This is a genomic window from Nocardia sp. NPDC059154 (genome assembly GCF_042755705.1).
Lineage (GTDB): Bacteria > Actinomycetota > Actinomycetes > Mycobacteriales > Mycobacteriaceae > Nocardia.
In genome coordinates this window covers 79,172-98,306 of the sequence record NZ_JBHZCS010000026.1, presented here as the reverse complement: position 1 = coordinate 98,306, position 19,135 = coordinate 79,172, and the positions used below count along the sequence as shown (strand labels likewise).

The 19,135-nt window shown below is 68.4% G+C and carries 19 protein-coding genes; 9 read left to right on the top strand and 10 right to left on the bottom strand.

Annotated elements, in window-relative coordinates; all coding sequences use genetic code 11:
- Window positions 1-83 precede the first annotated feature (83 nt).
- Window positions 84-2,360: a HelD family protein gene (locus ACFXN1_RS23065; protein ID WP_379444507.1), complete on the top strand. Its 2,277-nt coding sequence runs from the start codon at window positions 84-86 to the stop codon at window positions 2,358-2,360.
- Between the two features lie 71 nt (window positions 2,361-2,431).
- Here the strand turns inward: ACFXN1_RS23065 and ACFXN1_RS23060 are convergent, their stop codons facing one another.
- Window positions 2,432-3,484, bottom strand: a complete 1,053-nt coding sequence (locus ACFXN1_RS23060; protein WP_379404190.1) for an NAD(P)-dependent alcohol dehydrogenase — start codon at window positions 3,482-3,484, stop codon at window positions 2,432-2,434.
- A gap of 105 nt (window positions 3,485-3,589) precedes the next feature.
- Here ACFXN1_RS23060 and ACFXN1_RS23055 point away from each other — a divergent pair, with 105 nt between their 5' ends.
- Complete coding sequence (locus tag ACFXN1_RS23055) at window positions 3,590-4,327, top strand: ZIP family metal transporter (protein WP_379446386.1); 738 nt, start codon at window positions 3,590-3,592, stop codon at window positions 4,325-4,327.
- 64 nt (window positions 4,328-4,391) lie between these two features.
- Window positions 4,392-5,540 (top strand): S1C family serine protease, encoded by a 1,149-nt coding sequence (locus ACFXN1_RS23050; protein WP_379404192.1) that lies wholly within the window; start codon window positions 4,392-4,394, stop codon window positions 5,538-5,540.
- Here ACFXN1_RS23050 and ACFXN1_RS23045 read toward each other — a convergent pair.
- The 5 genes from ACFXN1_RS23045 to ACFXN1_RS23025 form a co-directional block, all read right to left on the bottom strand.
- Window positions 5,537-6,103, bottom strand: a complete 567-nt coding sequence (locus ACFXN1_RS23045; protein ID WP_379446385.1) for a vitamin K epoxide reductase family protein — start codon at window positions 6,101-6,103, stop codon at window positions 5,537-5,539. The two genes, ACFXN1_RS23050 and ACFXN1_RS23045, sit on opposite strands and share 4 nt — an antisense overlap.
- Window positions 6,103-6,897, bottom strand: coding sequence for a DsbA family protein (locus tag ACFXN1_RS23040; protein WP_379446384.1), 795 nt, complete (start codon window positions 6,895-6,897; stop codon window positions 6,103-6,105). The genes ACFXN1_RS23045 and ACFXN1_RS23040 overlap by 1 nt, the downstream gene beginning before the upstream one ends.
- Window positions 6,898-7,060: 163 nt before the next feature.
- A complete protein-coding gene (locus ACFXN1_RS23035; RefSeq protein ID WP_379446383.1) occupies window positions 7,061-7,912 on the bottom strand; it encodes a polyphosphate kinase 2 family protein in 852 nt (283 codons plus the stop codon).
- Between the two features lie 68 nt (window positions 7,913-7,980).
- A complete protein-coding gene (locus ACFXN1_RS23030) occupies window positions 7,981-8,688 on the bottom strand; it encodes an ESX secretion-associated protein EspG (RefSeq protein WP_379446382.1) in 708 nt (235 codons plus the stop codon).
- Window positions 8,689-8,814: 126 nt separating this feature from the next.
- The gene (locus ACFXN1_RS23025; protein ID WP_379446381.1) at window positions 8,815-9,735 is read right to left on the bottom strand and encodes an esterase/lipase family protein; all 921 of its coding nucleotides are present in this window, start codon (window positions 9,733-9,735) and stop codon (window positions 8,815-8,817) included.
- A gap of 133 nt (window positions 9,736-9,868) precedes the next feature.
- On the opposite strand from ACFXN1_RS23025, the gene ACFXN1_RS23020 reads away from it, so the two are divergent.
- A complete protein-coding gene (locus ACFXN1_RS23020; protein WP_379421240.1) occupies window positions 9,869-10,417 on the top strand; it encodes a TetR/AcrR family transcriptional regulator in 549 nt (182 codons plus the stop codon).
- Window positions 10,418-10,428: 11 nt separating this feature from the next.
- On the opposite strand, the gene ACFXN1_RS23015 is transcribed toward ACFXN1_RS23020, so the two are convergent.
- Window positions 10,429-11,052 carry a TetR/AcrR family transcriptional regulator gene (locus tag ACFXN1_RS23015; RefSeq protein WP_379399594.1) on the bottom strand — a complete coding sequence of 208 codons (624 nt, stop codon included), beginning with the start codon at window positions 11,050-11,052 and terminating at the stop codon, window positions 10,429-10,431.
- An 83-nt stretch (window positions 11,053-11,135) separates the two neighbouring features.
- Between ACFXN1_RS23015 and ACFXN1_RS23010 the strand changes: the two genes are divergently transcribed.
- Entirely contained in the window at window positions 11,136-12,092 is a 957-nt protein-coding gene (locus ACFXN1_RS23010) for a hypothetical protein (protein WP_379438136.1), read from the top strand.
- A 59-nt stretch (window positions 12,093-12,151) separates the two neighbouring features.
- On the opposite strand, the gene ACFXN1_RS23005 is transcribed toward ACFXN1_RS23010, so the two are convergent.
- The 3 genes from ACFXN1_RS23005 to ACFXN1_RS22995 form a co-directional block, all read right to left on the bottom strand.
- Window positions 12,152-13,393, bottom strand: coding sequence for a saccharopine dehydrogenase family protein (locus tag ACFXN1_RS23005; RefSeq protein WP_379438137.1), 1,242 nt, complete (start codon window positions 13,391-13,393; stop codon window positions 12,152-12,154).
- A 26-nt stretch (window positions 13,394-13,419) separates the two neighbouring features.
- On the bottom strand, window positions 13,420-14,853 hold the full coding sequence (locus ACFXN1_RS23000) for an ABC1 kinase family protein (protein WP_379438138.1): 1,434 nt from the start codon (window positions 14,851-14,853) through the stop codon (window positions 13,420-13,422).
- Window positions 14,854-14,963: 110 nt separating this feature from the next.
- Entirely contained in the window at window positions 14,964-15,704 is a 741-nt protein-coding gene (locus ACFXN1_RS22995; protein ID WP_379389195.1) for a TetR/AcrR family transcriptional regulator, read from the bottom strand.
- Window positions 15,705-15,890: 186 nt separating this feature from the next.
- Between ACFXN1_RS22995 and ACFXN1_RS22990 the strand changes: the two genes are divergently transcribed.
- The 4 genes from ACFXN1_RS22990 to ACFXN1_RS22975 all read left to right on the top strand — a co-directional run bounded on the left by ACFXN1_RS22990 (window position 15,891) and on the right by ACFXN1_RS22975 (window position 19,001).
- Window positions 15,891-17,186, top strand: coding sequence for a DUF445 domain-containing protein (locus ACFXN1_RS22990; protein WP_379399608.1), 1,296 nt, complete (start codon window positions 15,891-15,893; stop codon window positions 17,184-17,186).
- 136 nt (window positions 17,187-17,322) lie between these two features.
- Window positions 17,323-17,859 (top strand): helix-turn-helix domain-containing protein, encoded by a 537-nt coding sequence (locus tag ACFXN1_RS22985; RefSeq protein WP_379399590.1) that lies wholly within the window; start codon window positions 17,323-17,325, stop codon window positions 17,857-17,859.
- A complete protein-coding gene (locus ACFXN1_RS22980; protein WP_379438139.1) occupies window positions 17,856-18,524 on the top strand; it encodes a heparin-binding hemagglutinin in 669 nt (222 codons plus the stop codon). Before ACFXN1_RS22985 ends, ACFXN1_RS22980 begins: the two co-directional genes overlap by 4 nt.
- Window positions 18,525-18,716: 192 nt before the next feature.
- Complete coding sequence (locus tag ACFXN1_RS22975; RefSeq protein ID WP_379399588.1) at window positions 18,717-19,001, top strand: DUF2516 family protein; 285 nt, start codon at window positions 18,717-18,719, stop codon at window positions 18,999-19,001.
- Window positions 19,002-19,135 lie beyond the last annotated feature (134 nt).

Here is a 19,135-nt window from a genome sequence, read left to right as displayed (position 1 = left end):
CGATGCTTCGCGCCCCGTACCCAACACGGCGGACGTGGTGAACAAGGAGTTCCGTTTTGCCCGACCTCACCGAGGAGCGTTCCGTGTCCGATTCCGCTAACGCGGCTTCCCCGGACCTGGAGCGCGAGCAGCAGTACCTCACGAAGCTCTACGAACAGCTCGACGGCATGCGCGCCTACGCCCAGCGGCGGCTGCGCACCGTGCTGCTGGAGACCGGCGGCACGCCGCAGGCCCGTAGTGAGCGCGAGTCGTTCACCCAGCTCTACTCCGAGGACCTCGCCAAGTACGACGCGGCCGAACACGGCCTGTGCTTCGGCCGCATCGACATCGCCGAGAACGGTGACAGTGAGCACCGCTACATCGGGCGCATCGGCATCCTCGACGAGAGCGCCGACTACGAGACGCTGCTGCTGGATTGGCGCGCTCCCATGGCCCGGCCCTTCTACCTCGCCACCACCGCCGCGCCCGACGGCGTGACCCGGCGGCGGCACATCCGCTCGCGCAACCGCACGGTCACCGGGGTCAACGACGAGTACCTGGACCTGGATGCCGCGCAGCGCGCCGGGGTGGCCGGCGGCGACGGCGGCGTGGGCAGCGAGAGCGCGCTGCTGGCCGCGCTCAATGCCGCCCGCACCGGGCACATGAACGACATCGTCGAGACCATTCAGAGCGAGCAGGACGCCATCATCCGCTCCGAGCACAAGAGCGTGCTGGTGGTGCAGGGCGGGCCGGGCACCGGCAAGACCGCGGTGGCACTGCACCGCACGGCCTACCTGCTGTACACCTACCGGCAGCAGCTGGACAAGGCCGGCGTGCTCATCATCGGCCCGAACTCGACGTTCCTGGACTACATCGGCCAGGTGCTGCCCTCGCTGGGTGAGACCGGCGTGCTGCTGTCCACCGTCGGCAACCTGTACCCGGGAGTGCAAGCGACACTGGAGGATTCGCTGCGCGCCGGGGAGCTCAAGGGCTCGCTCGACATGCTCGAGGTGCTCAAGAAGGGGGTGCGGGACCGGCAGGGAGTGCCCCGGGAGCCGATCCAGCTCTACTTCGACGGCCACCAGCTGGAGCTGGACCGCAAGATCGCCACCAAGGCCCGCGGCCGCGCCCGCTCCTCGCGCCGCCCGCACAACCTGGCCCGGCCCGTCTTCGCCGCCGCCGTCGTCGACGCTCTCACCGATCAGCTGGCCGCCGCCATCGGCTCGAACCCGCTGGGCGGGCGAAACCTGTTGAGCCAGACCGATCTCACCGAGATCCGCGACGAGATGCGGGCCGATCCCGAGATCCAGCGCGCCATCGCCGGACTCTGGCCCATCCTCACCCCCCAGGAGGTGCTGGGCGGGCTGTGGGCCGACCCCAAGCGCCTGGCCGATGCCGCCGGGCAGCTGAGCCACGCCGACCGGGCCGAGCTGTACCGGTCCGACAGCGGCGAGTTCAGCGACGCGGACGCGCCCCTGCTGGACGAGCTGGCCGAACTGCTCGGCATCGACGACAGCGAGGAGCGCGAGCGCTCCCGCCGCCGCTGGCGCGCCCAATTGGCCGAGGCCCAGGACGCGCTCGACATCCTCACCGGTTCCGCGCCCCAGGATCTCGAGGACGACCTGGATCCCGAGCTGCTCATGGCCTACGACCTCATCGACGCCTCCCAGCTGGCCGAGCGCCAGCAGGTGCGCACCCGGCAGACCACCGCCGAACGCGCCGCCGGCGACCGCACCTGGACCTACGGCCACGTCATCGTGGATGAGGCGCAGGAGCTTTCGGCGATGGCGTGGCGAATGGTCATGCGCCGCATCCCGAATCGCTGGATCACCGCCGTCGGCGACGTGGCCCAGACCGGCGACCCGGCGGGCGCCTCGTCGTGGCAGCAGGTGCTGGAACCCTATGTGGCCAAACGCTGGAAGCTCACCGAGCTGACGGTCAACTACCGCACCCCGTCGGAGATCATGGCGGTGGCGGCGGACGTGCTGACCGCCATCGACCCGGCCGCGCCCGCGCCGCGCTCGGTCCGCGACTCCGGCTTCGAGCCCACCGCGACCCGGGTGGCGGCCTCCGAGTTGGCCGACGAGATCAAGCGGCTGATCGCCGCGGAGGCCGAGCATCCCGGCACCACCGTGGTCATCGCGCCGCACGACCTCGCCCCGGAACTCGCTCACCTGACCGATGATTCGGTGCGCGTGCTCACCGTCCACGACGTGAAGGGCCTGGAGTTCGACGCGGTCATCCTGGCCGAACCGCACCGGATCCTGGACGAATCGCCGCGTGGCCTCAACGACCTGTACGTGGCGCTCACCCGCGCCACCCAGCGCCTGGCGGTCGTGCATTCCGCCGAACTGCCGGAGGTCCTGCACCGGCTGCGCTGACCAGGACGGCGAACAGCGAAGCGGGGGGGGGGGGAAGGGGGGGGGGAAACAACAACCCCACCCCCGCGGCCTCACATGGTGGCGGCGTCGATCACGAAGCGGTAGCGCACGTCGGAGGCGATCACCCGCTCGTAGGCCTCGTCGATGCGGTCGGCGGCGATCACCTCGATCTCCGCGCCGATGCCGTGCTCTGCGCAGAAGTCCAGCATCTCCTGGGTCTGCGGAATGCCGCCGATCATCGAGCCGGACAGCGAACGGCGGAGGCCCGCCAGCGCGGAAGCCCGCACGCTGTAGGGCTGCTCGGGCAGCCCGAGCGCCACCAGGCTGCCGTCCAGCCGCAGCAGTTTGAGGTAGTCCTCGATCGGCAGGTCGGCGGAGACGGTGTTGATGATGAGGTCGAAGGATCCGCGCAGCTTCTTGAAGGTCTCGCGGTCACCGGTGGCGTAGTAGTGGTGCGCCCCGAACCGCAGGCCGTCCTCCTGCTTGGACAGCGAGTGGCTGAGCACGGTGACCTCCGCGCCCATGGCCGCGGCGATCTTCACGCCGATGTGCCCGAGCCCGCCCATGCCGATGATGGCGACCCGCTTGCCCGGCCCGGCGTGCCAGTGCCGCAGCGGCGAGAACAGGGTGATGCCCGCACACAGCAGCGGCGCGGCCACATCCAGCCCGATGCCCTCCGGAATGGCCAGCACGAAGCTCTCGGTCACCACGATCTGCGTGGCGTAGCCGCCGAGGGTGCGCCCGCCCGCCTGCTGTTCGGCGGGCACCGGGCTGTTGTAGGTCCAGACCGCCCCGTTCTCGCAGTACTGCTGTTCGCCGGCCAGACAGGGGTCGCAGTGTCCACAGGAGCCGACCAGGCAGCCCACCCCGACCCGATCGCCGACCCGGTGCCGGGTCACCTCGGAGCCCACCGCGGCCACGATGCCGGCGATCTCGTGCCCGGGCACGCACGGGTAGGCGGTCCCGCGCCACTCGTTGCGGGCGGTGTGGATGTCGGAGTGGCAAATACCCGCGTACTTGACGTCGATCAGCACGTCGTACGGGCCCAGTTCGCGGCGCTCGATGGCGATTTTCTCGAAGGCCCCGTCCGGGGCGGAGACCGCGTAGGCGGTAGCAGTACTCATGAAGTCATGCCTACTCCCGCATGCCCGAAATGATCAACCGATCGTTCGATTTCTCACCCGCGGCGCGGGTGGCAATCCGGCCGCCAACGGCGTCATGCTGGCGGAATGGCCATTCTGCTGTCCCTGCTCTCCATGTGCGCCACCCTGATCGGCGGGCTGTTGGCGGTGCACATCGGTGATCGCAAGCGGCTGGTGCTCGGCCTGGCCGCGGGCGTCATGCTGGGCGTGGTGGCCTTCGACCTGATGCCCGACGCGCTGGAGCAGGACAGCCGCATCGCGCTCGGCGTGCCGGTGCCGCTGCTGGCCGCGGTGGTCGGTTTCTTCACCGTGCACGTGATCGAGCGCTCGATGGCCCTGCACACCGGCTACGAGGACGAATTCGTCGCGCACCGGCACAATCACGACTTCTCCTCGCTCGGCCTGCTCGCGGGCGCGGGCCTGGTGTTCCACTCCACCCTCGACGGCCTCAGCATCGGCTTCGGTTTCCAGGCCGGCGCGGCGGTCGGCGTGGCGGTGGCCATCGCGGTCATCTGCCACGACTTCGCCGACGGATTCAACACTTTCACCCTGACCACGCTGTACGGCAATGCCCGCACACGCGGCCTGATCATGCTCGGACTGGATGCCGTCGCCCCGGTGGTCGGCGCGATCATCGGCACGCTGGTGCGGGTGCCCGCCGAACTCGTCGGCCTGTATCTCGGCTATTTCGCGGGCTTCCTGCTCTATCTCGCCACGGCCGATATCCTGCCCGAGGCACATGCGGGCAAACCCGCCCGGGGACCGCTGCTGTGCACCCTGGCCGGGGTGCTGGCCATGTTGGTTGTTGCGGCACTGAGCCATTGAAATACTGGTACACCAATAGACAGACATGCTCGAGTTGGCGGGCGAACCGCAATCGGGAGGGTCCGTGGACAGCGACACGCGCGGGGTTGATCCGGCGGGCGGCGCTACCGGCCCCTACCCGGCCCGGGGCCGTCGGCCCGGCCGGGGCGGGCGCACCCTGGCACTGGTCGTCGCCGCCGTCCTCGGCATCACCGGGTTTCTCGGCTACCGCGGCGAACTGCCGCGCTGGCCGTTCCGCGACGATGCCACCACCGCCGAGCTGGCCGGCCCGTCGCTGCCGCCGCTGGATGTCGATCTGGTCTCACGGGTGGCCGAACCGGCGCTGGTGAACATCACCGCCGGCATCCGACCCTACGGCCTGGGCGCGGCCGGCTCCGGCATCGTGCTGACCGCCGAGGGCGAGGTGCTCACCAGCCACCACGTCATCAAAGGCGCTGACACCGTGACGGTTTCGGATGTCGGCACCGGCGCGACCTACACCGCCACCGTCGCCGGCTACGACTCCGGCGCCGATATCGCCGTGCTGGATCTGAACGGCGCCGGCGGGCTCCCGGTCGCCCATATCGGCAACTCCGCCCCACTGCACCTGGGCGACGCCGTGCTGGCCATCGGCAATGCGGGCGGCACCGGCTCGCCGACCGCGGTGGGCGGGTCCATCACCAATCTGGATTCGGCCATTGTGGCCCGCAATGCCGCCGACCTGTCGCGGAAATCGCTGCACGGCATGATCGAGGTCGCGGCCGCGGTGGCCGCCGGCCAGTCCGGCGGCGCGCTGGTGGACCGCTACGCCTCGGTCATCGGCGTCATCACCGCCGCCTCGGGCGACATGCAGAAGGCAACGGGCAAGGGCCCCAACGGTTATGCCGTGCCCATCGACACCGCCATGAACGTGGTCCGCCAGATCCGTTCCGGCACACCGACCGACACCGTGCACATCGGCCCCACCGCCACCCTGGGCATCCTCACCTCCGACGCGCAGCCGGCCGGCGCGCGCATCGACGTGTCCATCTACGGACTGCCCGCCTACGCGGCCGGACTCACCGACGGCGAGGTCATCACCGCCCTCGACGACCGCGCCATCACCAGCTCACAAATGCTGAAAGCCGCACTCAACGCCCATCGACCGGACGATGTGGTGCGGCTCGAGGTCAGCGAACCGAACGGCGGGCACCGGACGGTGAACGTGACGCTCACCGTCGGCCCGCCCAACTAGAACTTGCTGTTCCAGTACGACTGGAACTGGAGGTACACGATCAGGATGACCACCGCGTAGAAGACGGCGACCAGCGTCCACCGCCACTCCACCAGGATCTGCAGCAGTCCCCGCGAGCGTCCCCACAGCAGGTTGGTCACGATGGCCAGCAGCGCCGGCGTCACCGCCCACACCACCATGCACCACGGGCACAGCGCGTGAATCTTGAACACCGCGTCCCACACCAGGTAGCAGATGAACGCCACACCGAGCAGCAGGCCGAACCACAGGGCGCCGAAGAACCAGCGCGGCAGGGCAATTCCGCACACCACCAGCACGCCGATGGTGACGACCACCGAGAATCCCACCACGCCGATGATCGGATTGGGGAATCCGAACAACGCCGCGGTCGGCGATTCCATGACCGTCGAGCACGAGAGGGTCTGATCGATGGAGCAGATCGGCTTGTAGCCGGGCTCGGTCAGCAACTTGAACTTCTCGACCAGCAGCGTCACCGACGCCGCCCAGCCGATCAACGCACCCAGCAGCAGCGGCCAGGCCGAGCGGGGACCCGCCGCGATCATCACTTGCTCGCGTTCTCGATCGCCGAGGTCATGCCGCCCGGGCTCATGAGCGTCTTGGCATCCTGCACCTGGCTGCCGTTCACGTACACGGTCGGGGTGGACTGCAGGCCGGTGGCGAAGACCGCCTTGGTCTCGTCCTTCACGAACTGGATGTACTTGCCGTCCCGAATGTCCTGCGCCACCTGCGGATCGGTGTATCCGGCGTCGGCCGCGATCTGGATGAGCTGGTCATCGGTCATGCCGTTGCCGTTCTCCGGCGGCTGCTTGCCGAACATGGTGCCCAGCCAGGCCTGGAACTTCGACGGGTCCGCGGTCGCGACCACATAGGCGGCATTGGCCGCGCGGGTCGAGTACTGGTTGCCGTTGGAGGCCCGGTCCAGGAAGGAGATGATGTTGTAATCGATGGTGGCGGAACCGTTCTGGACCGCCTTGGCCAGCACGTCGGAGTTGTAGCCCTCGAACATCTTGCAGGCCGGGCACTGCAGGTCGGCGACGATCTGGATCTTCGCCTTGGCGTCCGGATTGCCGATGCGGATGGCGCCGCCGGGGGTGACGTTCGGTGGAATCGCGCCCGTGCTCGGATCGTGGGTGACGGCCGGGGCGAACGAGGCCGACGACGCGGCCGGCGCGCCCTTGTTGTCGTCGTGCTTGCGGATCGCCAGACCGATGCCGATGGCCGCCACCAGACCGACCAGAACCGCGGCCACGCCGACCTGGATGAAGATCTTGCGGTTGCGTTCGGCCCGCGCCGCTTTCGCGAGCGGATTTTTACGGTCACCCGGTTTAGTGCTCACCTCTGTGCTCACCACGCCTTCCGTTGTCACGACACGTGCGCGCCCATCTTCACCCGAGAACCTGAGAGATTCCTGCATGTGTGCGTGCCGAGTCGCGCCCGGTCTGCGACGACGAGCGATTTTCCGTGGTCAGCGGCGAGAATTCACCCGGTAGGGGTGTGAATCACCCCTGGATGAGACGTTTTTTCTGTTCGGCGATATCGAACTCCGCGGGCGGCCAGTCCAGCTTCAGGCCCTGCAGGGCGTCGATGAGCAGTTCGGTGACGGCCAGCCGTGCGTACCACTTGGAATCGCAGGGCAGCACGTACCAGGGCGCGTAGTCGGTATTGGTGCGGTCCAGCACCGCTTGGTACGCCTCCTGGTACTGCGGCCAGTACGCCCGCTCGTCGATATCGCCCGGGTTGAACTTCCAGTACTTGTCGGGCCGGTCCAGCCGCTGCATGAGCCGCTTCTTCTGTTCGTCCAGCGAGACGAACATGGCCACCTTCACCACGGTCGTGCCGTCGTCCACCAGCTTGCGCTCGAACTTGTTGATCTCGTCGTAGCGCTTGCCCCACACCTCCGGCGCGACCAGATCGTGCACCCGCACCACCAGCACGTCCTCATAGTGAGAGCGGTCGAACACGCCGAGCTGCCCGCCGCGCGGCAGCTTCTTGCGAATGCGCCACAGGTAGTGGTGCTTCTGTTCCTCCGGCGTCGGCACCCCGAAGGCCGCGTGATCCACGCCCTGCGGGTCCACCGAACCGATCACGTGCCGGACGATGCCGCCCTTGCCCGCGGTGTCCATGCCCTGCAGCACCAGCAGCACGCTGCGGGTGTCACCGGAACGGCCGTTGGCATAGAGCTTTTCCTGCAGATCCGACAACACCGCGCGGCGTTCCTCGAGCAGGGCCTCGCCGGCGCGCTTGTCGCCCTTGAAACCCGGAGTCGCGGATGTATTCAGATCGATCACCCTGACGCCATCGGCGCGTAGCGCCTTGGTGACCGGTTTCGACCAGGATGTCGCCTTCGCCATTCATCATGCCTAGCACGGGGGCGTGGTTTCCCGCAGGCAACCGCGCCGAACCCGACCGGCGCCCGCACTCACACCCGGGCCAGCTGCACCAGGTGCGCGGCCAATTCCTCATCGGTGACCGGGGTCAGGGTGAGGTCGGCGGCCGTGGTCAGCAGATAGCGGCCGTCACCGGAGAAGTCCAGCCAGGTGCGATGCCGGGTCGGCGGCGACAGCGGATTCGCCGGTTCGACCGTGACGGTGATGAATCCGCGCCCGTCCACCGGTTCCCGCAGTTTGTGGCGGAAGCGGTCGGCCTCCGCGCCGGTGCCGGCGGCGTCGGGATACAGCACCGCCTGCTGCGGTTCGCGCAGCGGCTCCAGCCGTCCCGGCGGCGCCGACCCGATGACCTCCACCAGTTCCCGCCCCAATTGCTCAGCGGGACACAGCGATACCGTCACCGCGTCCGGCAGCGAGACCAGAATGCCCACCCGCTGCTGTGCCACCGCCGCGAAGGCGAGAATGCGCCGGGCCTCCGGGCCGGCGGTGCGCTCGCCGTACAGGGTGACGGTGGTGGTGTCGGTGCGGGCGCACAGGGTCAGTGCCGCGGCCAGGTCGGGATCGGTGCGGCGCATGAAGCGCGCCGGCGCGCCGCCCGGGGTGATCGGACCGAATTGCGATGCGTCGTCGGGATTCTCGGGTGTCGCCGGAGTCGTGTCGAGCGGATAGGGACGGCGTTCCAGATCGGTTTCGCGGGTCCAGATCATCGCGAACTCGTCCGGGGTCAGGATCCATTTCACGTGGCCGACCCCCCTTTCTTGGGTACCACCTCCGTCCCGTCCGCGACCCTACCGGAGAGATTCTGCGGGTGCTGCCTGTCACCGGCACGCGCAATCTGTGACCTGCCGCACTCGAATGGTGGATTGCTATCGATCCAGCGGTCCTGCGAAAGGCAGGACGACCGTGCAGGAGACGGGTTCGGCGTGCGCGGGATCGAGGGCATTGAGGACCACGCGCACCGTGACCGGATCCGCGGGCAGCTCGTAGTGCTCGGTGTAGTCGGCCGGGCAGAGGTCCTGCAGCACCACGTCGTCGACATTGGGTCCGTCCAGCAGGCCGGTGGTCCAGGGGGTGGCGATCTCGTCGTAGCGGGAGACCACGGTGGTGAACCGGATGTCCGGTGCGAGGGCCGGGTCCGCGTTCAGATCGATGGCGATCTTCGAGCCGGGCGAGAGCTGGCACGGCCCGCACTGCGCGGCCAGTTCCGCTCCGGGCGCGGTGGATTCGAGCAGCGGCTGCAGGTTCGCGAGGCCGCTGACCGTGGAGCCGTGCAGCGGCGCGGCCAGCGCCACGTAGCGGTCGATCTTCGGGATGGCGCCGAGGTGGTTCAGGGCGTAGAACGGCACCGCGCCGCCCATCGAATGACCGACGAGATCGACCTTGTCCGAACCGGTTTCGGCGCGCACCCGGTCGATGAAGTCGGAGATCTGCCGGGCGCTGGTCTCGACCGGCGTGATCGCGCCCAGGACCGGGCCGAGCGCGCCGGTGCCGTAGGTCGTGGTGAACACGCAGTATCCGGCGTTCGTGAGGACCGCGGACAGGGTGTTCCAGGTGACGGTGTCATTGGACAGCCCGTGCAGCAGCACCACCGGATTCGGGTGCGCGGCAGCGGGTTTGCAGGACCAGTCGTTCGCGCCGGGCGGCGGCTGCCCGGGCGCGGTGAGCTCGGCCGCCAGTCCGCCGAAGTAGCTGTAGGACGGATTCGGCTCGTCGGCCGCGGCCGGGCGTCCGGCGAGCGCGGCGGCGAACAGGACGGCGGCGGTGAGGCAGCGGGTGGCCGATCGCATGGGTACTCCCGGGGATTCGTGCCGGTCGGCCTCACGATGCCCCCTACGCGCCGCGTATGACCGACCGGTCGGTCATAGGCTAGCCGCTGTGTACCCTCGGGGGGAAGAGACAGCGCAGGAAAGGATTCCGGCCATGCCCCGACCAGCGGAACCCGGCCGCAACGCCCTGCTCGACGCCGGGGCGGAGGTCGCCGCGCGCACAGGCCTGGCCGGACTGTCGGTCAATGCCGTGGTCCAGGCCGCCGGCATGGCGAAAGGCACCTTCTACCATCACTTTCCGGATCGGCGCAGCTATGTCGTCGCCCTGCATCGCCGGTATCACGACGAGCTGACCGGTCTCGTCCTCGCCGCCGTCGGCGACCTTGCGCCCGGCCGCGAGCGACTGCGCGCCGGCCTCACCGCCTACCTCGACGCCTGCCTCGCCACCCGGGGCACCAAAGCCTTTCTCGCCCAGTCCCGCACCGAGGCCGATCTGCTCGACGAGGTGACCGCCCGCAATCAGCTGGTCGCCGCGGCGATCGCGCCCGATATCGAGCAGCTGGGCTGGGCGGACCCGCCCGCGGTGGCGCACCTGGTCATCGCCATGGTGGCCGAGATCGCGCTCACCGAACTGTATTCCGATGCGGCCCGCCCCGACCTGCGCGCCGCGCTCACCGCATTGATCGAGCACACGCCGGCCTGACGGCCGTCGCGTCACCGCCCGTAGTCGGCAAGTCCCGCTACTGCCGTGTCGAATCCGCCGGTCGCGGCCCGGATCGCGGTGGCGCGCACCGTCTCCGGGTCCGCTCCCGCCAGCGTGGCCCGGCGGATCTCCGCGTGCAGCGCGCGATCCAGTCCCGCGAGGGCGGACGCGGCGAGTCTCGGCGTGGAGTCGTCCGGGCTCGCGCCGGTGGCCGCCGCGAGCGCCACGGCCAGGGCTGCCTCGGTCTGCTCGCCGATTCGGCGCAATCGGGCCTGCAGGGCAGGGCTTTCGTCGATCATGCGCCAGAAGGTGGTGGCGCCGGGGGAGAGGCCGAGGGTGGGGTCGTCGCGCCGCACCCGGTCGAGGAAGGCGCGTCGCACGGCCGCGGCCGCCGATTCGCCCGGCTCGCGGTCGCGGACGGCGGTCGCGAGCCGGTTCGCGACCTCGTCCTGACGGTCGAAGAACAGGTCCTCCTTGGTCGGAAAGTAGTTGAACGCCGTGTTGACCGAGACGTTCGCGGCGCGCGCCACCTCGGCGACGGTCACCTTGTCGAAGCCCTTCTCCACGAACAACGCCATGGCGGCGTCGGCCAGTGCGGTCCGGGTGGCGCGCTTCTTCTCCTCGCGCAGTGCCAACGACCTCTCCTTCCTGTCGCAGAGCAGTATAGGTGTGACACTAAAATTGGTGTGACACCAAAATTCGAGGTACGGTCGGACCCATGACGCTCAGATTCGGCATCTATGCCGGCGGACTCGCCGGCGATCAGTTCGGCAATGTCACGCCCGGCCCACCGGAACAGGCCGACCGCATCACGGCCGCCCTGGACGAACTGCACCGCGAGCATCCGTTCGTGGTGCGCGGCTACGTCCTCTACAGCGACGCGCGCGGCGGGTTCCAGGAGGCGCCGCCGCAGCCCTGGCAGTACGCCACGGCGCACCGGAAACTCGATCTGGTGGTGTGCTTCCACGAACCGGGCGACGACCTCACCGGCTGGCTCGCGTTCCTGCGCAAGCAGATTCGCGACTACGGACCGGTGCTCTGCTCACTGCAGATCGCGGAGGAGCCCAACCATGCCGGACCCGGCGGCAACGGCGGCTACCCGCAGGTCCGGCAGGCCATCATCGAGGGGGTGCGCGCCGCCCGCGCGGAGGTCGACCGGCTCGGCCTCGCGGTCCGCGTCGGCTGCAACTCGACACCGATCTTCGATCCGGCACAGGAGTTCTGGACCGATCTGGGCCGCCGGGGCGGGCGCGAATTCGCCGCCGCGCTCGACTATGTCGGCCTGGATTTCTTCCCCGACGTCTTCCGCCCGATCGCCGCCGAGAGCCTGGAAGCCGCCATCACCGCGGTGGTGACCGCCTTCCGCCGCGAAAGCCTGGCCGCTGCGGGCATTCCGGCCACCACCCCCATCCACATCACCGAAAACGGCTGGGCCACCGGGCCGGACCGGTCCTATGCGCGGCAGGCCGAGATGCTCGGGACCGTGGTGCGCCTCGTCGACGGCCTGGCCGGCGAGCTCAACATCACCACCTACGAGCACTTCGGCCTGCGCGACTCCTACAGCGATCAGGGCGATATGAACCTCGAATTCGGGCTCCTGCGTTCGGATTACACGCCGAAGCCCGCCTTCGATCGCTACCGCGAGCTCATCGCGGAATACAGCACTCCGGCGTGACCGCCGCGGCGCGCCGGACGTGACCGCCGCGGCGCGCCGGACGTGACCGCCACGGCGCGTCAGACGGGCGCGACCTCGATGGTGATGCCCGCCGCGCGCAACCGCTCGCTCAGCGCGTCACCCATGGCCGAGGCCGGGGTGAGAATGCCCGCCAGCTCCGGCAGGCTGTCGAAGGCCAGGCACAGGCCGGCCTGGCCCAGCATGACCGAGGTGGCCTGATAGCCCGGGTCACCCTTGCCGGCGAAGGTGCACTCGTACTTCGCGCCCGAGGTGGTGTGCGCGAAGGTGCGCATGGTGAACCAGCCGCTGCGCCGGGCCTGCTCGCTCGGCCCGGTGCCCGGCTTGGGCACGATGCGGTCGATCAGCTTGCGGCCCACGGCCACTCGCGAGAGCACCGCGCCCGCCGCCATGGTGGCCACGATCCCGCCCGCGATGCCCGCGGCGACCAGCGGCGCGGTGGCCGAGGAGCCCGCGCTCATGACCTCCCGGTAGCGGAAGTTCTTGCCGTACGGCCAGCCCAGCAGGCCATTGGAGCGGCGCACGATCTTGGTGTTGTGCGCGCCCATGATGAAGGTCGCCACCCAGCCGTCCAGGCTCGGATCGATGGCCGAGGCCCGCGAGAGCGCCTGATCGCTCTGGCGGCCGACGTCGGGCTCCATGGCCTTGTCGGGGCTCAGCGAATACGGGTGCGACATCACCGACGCCTTGCTCGGATCCTCCGCGATGGCCTCCATCATGGCCCGCCCGGAATCGATGGTGCCGCCGCTGGCCCCACCCTTGAGCCAGGCCACCAGGGTGACGTCGGTGAGCTCGCCGGCGTTGTCCACGACACTGCGCTTGTACAGCTGATACACGCTCAGATCCGACGGAATCGAGTCGTAGCCACAGGAATTCACGATCTTCGCGCCGGTCTGGGCGGCCCGCTCGCCGAAGCGGTCGATGCACTCCCGGATGAACAGCGGCTCACCGGTGAGATCGGCGTAGTGCGTGCCGTTCTCGGCACACGCCTGCACCAGCGGCAACCCGTAGCGCAGGTACGGGCCCACGGTGGTGACCACCACCGAGGTGCGCGCCGCCAGCGCGTCCAGGCTGGCCTGATCGGTGGAATCCGCCTGCACCAGCGGCCATTCCGCCGCCGCGGCCCCGAGTTCCGTGCGCACGGCGGCCAGCTTCTCCGGCGACCGCCCCGCCAGCGCGATGCGCGCACCGGCCGGTGCCGCCTCGGCGAGATACTGCGCGGTCAGCTTGCCTACGAAGCCGGTCGCCCCGAATAGGACGATGTCGAATTCCCTGTTGGCCATGGCTCTTCTTTCCCGTCGGTGAGGTTTCACGCCTTGGCGGCGCGCTTACGGGTCTTCTTGGTCGGCCCCCCGGTGGTCGGCGCCGGAGCCGGGCGGCTCGCCAGCCAGTTGTGATGGGCGCGGCCGAGTTCGGTGACCGGCTCGTCCCCGTAGAGCCACTCGCGCGCGATGCGATGCCAATTGCCGGTCGCCTCCAGCTGCCCCAGCATGCCGAAGGTGAGGAAGTCGGCCCGCCGGGAGAACAGATGCTCGGGCGGCAGATTCTGCTGCTTCATCCCGGTGAACTCGCTGGCCCGCGGATCCACCGCCAGAACGAAAGCGCCGGAGGCCAATTCGGGGGTGATGGTGAGATCCTCGTCCACCAGCGCCCACTCGCAGGCCGCCAGCACGTATTCCAGGCACTCCTCGGGCGTGATCTCCTCCGGCGAATCGATGACCCCGCGCTCGACCATGAGATCGCGCAGATCCTCGGCCCGCTCCTCGGCCGCGGCGCGAATACAGATGGCCTCGAACTGCACGTGCTCGGGATCCATCCGGTTGAAGAGCCCGAAGTCCAGGAACGCCACCCGGCCGTCCGGGCCGAGCAGCAGATTGCCCGGATGCGGGTCGCCGCAGAACTCGTTGAAGGTGAACAGCGAGCCCACGTAGAAGCGGTAGATGATCTCGCCGATCCGATTGCGTTCCGCCGCAGGCAGTTCCCGGATCTCGTCGAAGCCGCGGCCCGGGAAGTACTCGCTCACCAGCACCCGGGTGGTGGACAGTTCCGGGTAGGTGGTCGGCACCACGATGAACGGGTGCCCGGTGAACAACTCCGAAATCTGTTTCTGGGTAGTGGCTTCCGCGACGTAGTCGAGTTCGCTCTCCAGATTCAGGCGCAGTTCGTCCAGCACGGCCGGGGTCACCCACGGCATGGCCGATTGCAGGATGCGCCGGAACATGGCCAGGTTCTTCAGATCCGCGCGCACCGCGACGTCGATGCCCGGGTACTGCACCTTGACCGCGACCTCGCGGCCGTCGTGCAGCGTCGCCTTGTAGACCTGCCCGATCGAGGCCGCGGCCACGGGTTGCGGATCGAATTCGGCGAAAACGGCTTCCAGTGGCTGCCCGAAGTCCTCCTCGATGACCGCCCGCATCACCTCGAACGACACCGTGGGCGCGCTGTCGCGCAGCACCGCCAGCCGGCGCTGGAACCGTTCCCGATGCTCCGGCGGCACCAGATCCAGGTCCAGCACGGACAGCATCTGCCCGAGCTTCATGGCCACACCCTTCATGGTGCCCAGCACCATGACCATCTGCTCGGTGGCCCGGATCATGGACTCCTCGGCCATCCGCGCTCGCACGGCCTCGGAGCGCCCGCGCATGGATCGTCGAGTCTTCTGGGCGCGCAAGGCATTACCGGCGACGGCAATTCCCAGCTTCGTCCCCCGCGCAAGCCTGGATGTGGGCAGCTCTTTCGCCATAGTGACCCTCCATGGGAGCCAACACCCCCGTTGGTGCCGACACGGCGGATGCCCCGTGGTGTGGTCCGCCGGGTTCAGCCTAACCACACTGCGAACTCGAGTGCTAGCCGTCAGCTAGCACTGTTTTCGCGGTTTTCCGGGTCCGGCAGCACGTGCGGGCGCGCGTTGAAGTAGTGCCGGTCGCCGCCCGCGCGGACCATGCCCTCGATGGCGCTCCACGCCATCATCGTGAGGTAGTCGAGCATTTCCTCGCTGGACATGGTGCGGTTGGAGATCCACCAGTCGGTGGCCAGCTGCACGCCACCGACCAGCACGTAGGACCACAGCATCGCGCCTTCGGTCTGGATGCCGCGGTCGAAGGACTTGTCGATGATGACCGCCGAGACCACCTGCGCGAAGAGCTTCTCGAAATCGGCGAGGGTGGAGGTGTCGGTGGCCGAGCCGTTGCCCATGATGAACCGGTAGACATCGGTGTCCGAGTCGACGGTGTGTACATAGGCCGCCAAGGTATTGCGGACCAGCTGATACTCGTCGAGGTCGTCGCTGATGGCCTCGTAGATGCGCGGCATCAGCGTGGTCTCGATGAACCGCTCCATGGTGGCGCGGGTCAGGTCCTGCTTGTCCGAGAAATACCGGTAGAGCACGGTTTTCGAGACGCCGATCTCGGCGGCGATCTCATCCATGCCGGCATCGCCGCCGCGCTTGCGGATGGCGGCGAGGGTGCCGTCCACCAGCTCCTCGCGCCGGTCGATCTTGTGCTGTTGCCAGCGGCGTTTGCGGCCGTCGACACGACCACCGCGTGGACCGGTGGCCGCCTCCACGGCGGCACTCACGCTGCCTTTGGTGGTCACGCTGCGTTGGCTCCTTGTTCGCGTCCTGGGCCTGGGCCTATTCAGCTTAAGCCTCCCATGCTGTGGATCGTCGCCGATCGGGAAGGGCCCGGTGGCGGGGAGTTCGTCACACCACGCGCCAGAATGGACGATATGGAGCAACCTGCCGGCGGTGCCGGGGTACTCGACACGACCGAGCCGAAGCCGATGAAGACCACACCCAACGGCGGCGGAGCGTTCGCCGATCTCCTGGACGAAGAGGGCAAGAAGCGCGAACTGTGGCGCATGAAGGCCATTGCCACCGGCTTTCTCGCCGCGGCCACGATCATCTATATCGTCTGCGCCTGGATGACTTCGCGCGGCGCGGGCGGTGAGTGGGTCGGCTATGTCAAGGCCGCCTCCGAAGCCGGCATGGTCGGTGCGCTGGCCGACTGGTTCGCCGTCACCGCGCTGTTCCGGCATCCGCTGGGCCTGCCGATTCCGCACACCGCGATCATCCGCAAGAAGAAGGATCAGGTGGGCGCCGGACTCGGCGAATTCGTGCGCACCAATTTCCTGTCGCCGGAGGCCGTCGCCGTCAAGGTGAATTCCGCGCAGATCCCGCTCCGGCTGGGCCGCTGGATGGCCGAACCGGCGCACGCGGAACGCATCTCCGACGAGAGCGCGACCATATTGCGCGCGGTCATCGGTGTGCTGCGCGACGAGGATGTCGAGCAGATCATCGACAACACCATCGTCAAGCGCATCGCCGAGCCGCTGTGGGGTCCGCCCATCGGCAAGGTGCTCAACGAGCTGATCGCGGACAACCGGCAGGCTCCGCTGCTGGACCTGCTGGCCGAGCGCGCGCACCAGTGGGCACTGGACTCGCAGGAGACGCTGGACCGCATCGTGAACCGGGACGCGCCGTCCTGGGCCCCGAAATTCGTGAATTCGCTGCTGGCCGAGCGCATTTATCGGGAACTGGTGGAATTCACCTGGAAGGTGCGCACCCAGCCCGATCACGAGGTGCGGCTGGCGGCGAATCGCTTCCTCGAGGATTTCGCCCATGATCTGCAATTCGACGACGCCATGATCGAAAAGGCGGAGAAGATCAAGACCGAGCTCATGGGCCGGCGCGAGGTCACCGGGATGGCGCAGGCCACCTGGCGGGCGGCCAAGCGCATGATCCTGGAGTCGGCCGACGATCCGAATTCCACGCTGCGCCGCAAGGTGGCCGACAATGTGCAGCAGCTGGGCGAGCGGCTCTCGACCGACGCCGCCATGCGCGACAAGGTGGACGGCTGGCTCGAGCGCGGCGTCCGGTACCTGGTCACGAACTACGGCGTCGAGTTCGCGTCGCTGGTCAGCGACACCGTTGCCCGCTGGGATGCGGAGGAGGCCAGCCGCAAGATCGAATTGGCGGCGGGCAAGGATCTGCAATTCATTCGCATCAACGGCACGGTGATCGGTTCGCTGGCGGGCCTGGTCATCTATGCCGTCTCCCATTTGCTGTTCAATGGCTGAACATTTGACCAATAAGCGCCGCGGGCGGAGCGCCGGCTGTTTGCCACGTGCCATTCGGTGAACAGCGCTAGCAGAGCGCTTGCAAGAGTTAGCACCCCGTCCTAGAATTGACCGCACAACCGCCGGAAGGTGAGTGATGAAGCACGATTCCGAGGTTCCCGAACCGATCGAGGGCGACAGCGCGGAGACGTCCGCCGCCGGAGATCGGACGGGTCGCGTAGCCAACGCGGCTCACGACATCGGGGGCTTCATCCGGGCGCAACGCGAGGCCGCCCAGGTCTCGCTGCGTCAGCTCGCACAGCTGGCGGGGGTGAGCAATCCGTACTTGAGTCAGATCGAGCGCGGGCTGCGCAACCCGTCCGCCGAGGTACTCGCCCAGATCGCGAAGGGTCTGCGGGTCTCCTCGGAGGTCTTGTACATGCGGGCCGGGTACCTCGAGCAGAGGCCGCACGGCCCTGTCCGGGATGCCCTGCTGGCCGATACCGGCCTGACCGAACGTCAGAAGCAGGTCCTCCTGGACATCTATGAATCGTTCTGCCGGGAAAACCAGGCGAACGAGGACAGAGGGGACGCAACGGAGCTAATGGGGGGCGTTCCCGGGGGAAACAGGGACAACGAGGTTCCGCACCGCACAACCGAAGTTCCGCCACGCCAGGAGAGCGAACCATCATGACCGAATCGAACCTGACCGCGACCGTGACCAAGCCGATCTACGCCACGGTCGGCGCGGGCGACGCCATCTACGCCGCCGTGCTCGACGCCGTCTCGCAGATCCGCGAGCGCGCCACCTCCGCCGACGTCCAGGGCCGCATCGACGAGGCCCGCGAGCGCGTCGCCAACCTCCCGGCCGACCTGCAGGAGCAGGCCGAGACCCTGCGCCAGCGCGTGCAGGCGCTGCCGTCCGAGCTGCCCGAGGACCTGGCCGAGCTGCGCGAGAAGGCCACCGCCGAGGAGCTGCGCAAGCTGGTCGACCAGTACTACCACCAGCTGCTGGACCTGTACGCCGACCTGGCCGCCCGCGGCGAGGAGACCGTCGAGAAGCTGCGCAGCAACCCGGCTTTCGAGGAGCGCTTCGAGCAGGTCGAGACCCGCTACAACGACCTGCTGTCGCAGACCCAGGACATCCTCGGCAAGGTGACCGACCAGGTCGGCCCCTACATCGGGCTCGCCGGTAAGGAAGAGGCCGAGGAGGAGGAGACCGTCGACGCCGAGGTCGTGGACGTGACCACCGAGACCGCTCCGGTCGAGGACGAGGCCCCGGTCAAGAAGGCTGCCGCCAAGAAGGCTCCGGCCAAGAAGGCTGCCCCCGTCAAGAAGGCTGCCCCCGTCAAGAAGTAGATCTCGCACTTCGCGAAAAAGCTTGTCGCCCTCGCACACTCACGTGTGCGAGGGCGGCCGCGTTTCGGGGGAACGCAGCCGCCCTCCGAGGGATGCGGTGCCACCGGCCGGTGTGAGCATCGGAGTTCCGCAACCCGTGTCGTGGTGAGAAGCCCTGGTGGGCAGGGCTTCACCCGTATGATGGGTGAGGTGATGGGAATCCCCAGCTTGATCTTGACGGTGTTGCAGCTGTGTGCGCTCGGCATGACGGTGTTCGCGCTCGTGCACGCGATTCGCCAGCGCCCGGATGCCTTCACGGCCGTGGACAAGCTGACCAAGCCGGTGTGGATCGCGATTCTGCTGGCGTCGCTGGGCGCCCTGCTGCTGGCGCAGACCCCGGTGGGGATTCTGGGTATCGCGGCGATCGTGGCCACCGGCGTCTACCTCGCCGATGTCCGGCCCAAGGTGGATGAGATCCAGCGCGGGCCGCGCTGGTAGCCCGCGTTCGAGACACTCGGCCGCCACTCCGGATCATCCGGGTGGCGGTCTTTTTTTCTCACATCAATGCGCTGGCCAGGGGTGAGGTGGGTTCCGGCTCGGGAACTTTTCGGGTGCTTGCACGGGCAAGCACG

Excerpts from the sequence above, each read along its gene's own strand:
- ACFXN1_RS23035 (WP_379446383.1), bottom strand. The coding sequence starts at position 7,912 with ATGGCGAAGGCGACATCCTGGTCGAAACCGGTCACCAAGGCGCTACGC.
- ACFXN1_RS23045 (WP_379446385.1), bottom strand. The coding sequence starts at position 6,103 with ATGATCGCGGCGGGTCCCCGCTCGGCCTGGCCGCTGCTGCTGGGTGCG.
- ACFXN1_RS23060 (WP_379404190.1), bottom strand. The coding sequence starts at position 3,484 with ATGAGTACTGCTACCGCCTACGCGGTCTCCGCCCCGGACGGGGCCTTC.
- ACFXN1_RS22985 (WP_379399590.1), top strand. The coding sequence starts at position 17,323 with ATGAAGCACGATTCCGAGGTTCCCGAACCGATCGAGGGCGACAGCGCG.
- ACFXN1_RS23020 (WP_379421240.1), top strand. The coding sequence starts at position 9,869 with ATGCCCCGACCAGCGGAACCCGGCCGCAACGCCCTGCTCGACGCCGGG.
- ACFXN1_RS22980 (WP_379438139.1), top strand. The coding sequence starts at position 17,856 with ATGACCGAATCGAACCTGACCGCGACCGTGACCAAGCCGATCTACGCC.
- ACFXN1_RS23025 (WP_379446381.1), bottom strand. The coding sequence starts at position 9,735 with ATGCGATCGGCCACCCGCTGCCTCACCGCCGCCGTCCTGTTCGCCGCC.
- ACFXN1_RS22990 (WP_379399608.1), top strand. The coding sequence starts at position 15,891 with ATGAAGACCACACCCAACGGCGGCGGAGCGTTCGCCGATCTCCTGGAC.
- ACFXN1_RS22975 (WP_379399588.1), top strand. The coding sequence starts at position 18,717 with ATGGGAATCCCCAGCTTGATCTTGACGGTGTTGCAGCTGTGTGCGCTC.
- ACFXN1_RS23000 (WP_379438138.1), bottom strand. The coding sequence starts at position 14,853 with ATGGCGAAAGAGCTGCCCACATCCAGGCTTGCGCGGGGGACGAAGCTG.
- ACFXN1_RS23010 (WP_379438136.1), top strand. The coding sequence starts at position 11,136 with ATGACGCTCAGATTCGGCATCTATGCCGGCGGACTCGCCGGCGATCAG.
- ACFXN1_RS23055 (WP_379446386.1), top strand. The coding sequence starts at position 3,590 with ATGGCCATTCTGCTGTCCCTGCTCTCCATGTGCGCCACCCTGATCGGC.
- ACFXN1_RS23005 (WP_379438137.1), bottom strand. The coding sequence starts at position 13,393 with ATGGCCAACAGGGAATTCGACATCGTCCTATTCGGGGCGACCGGCTTC.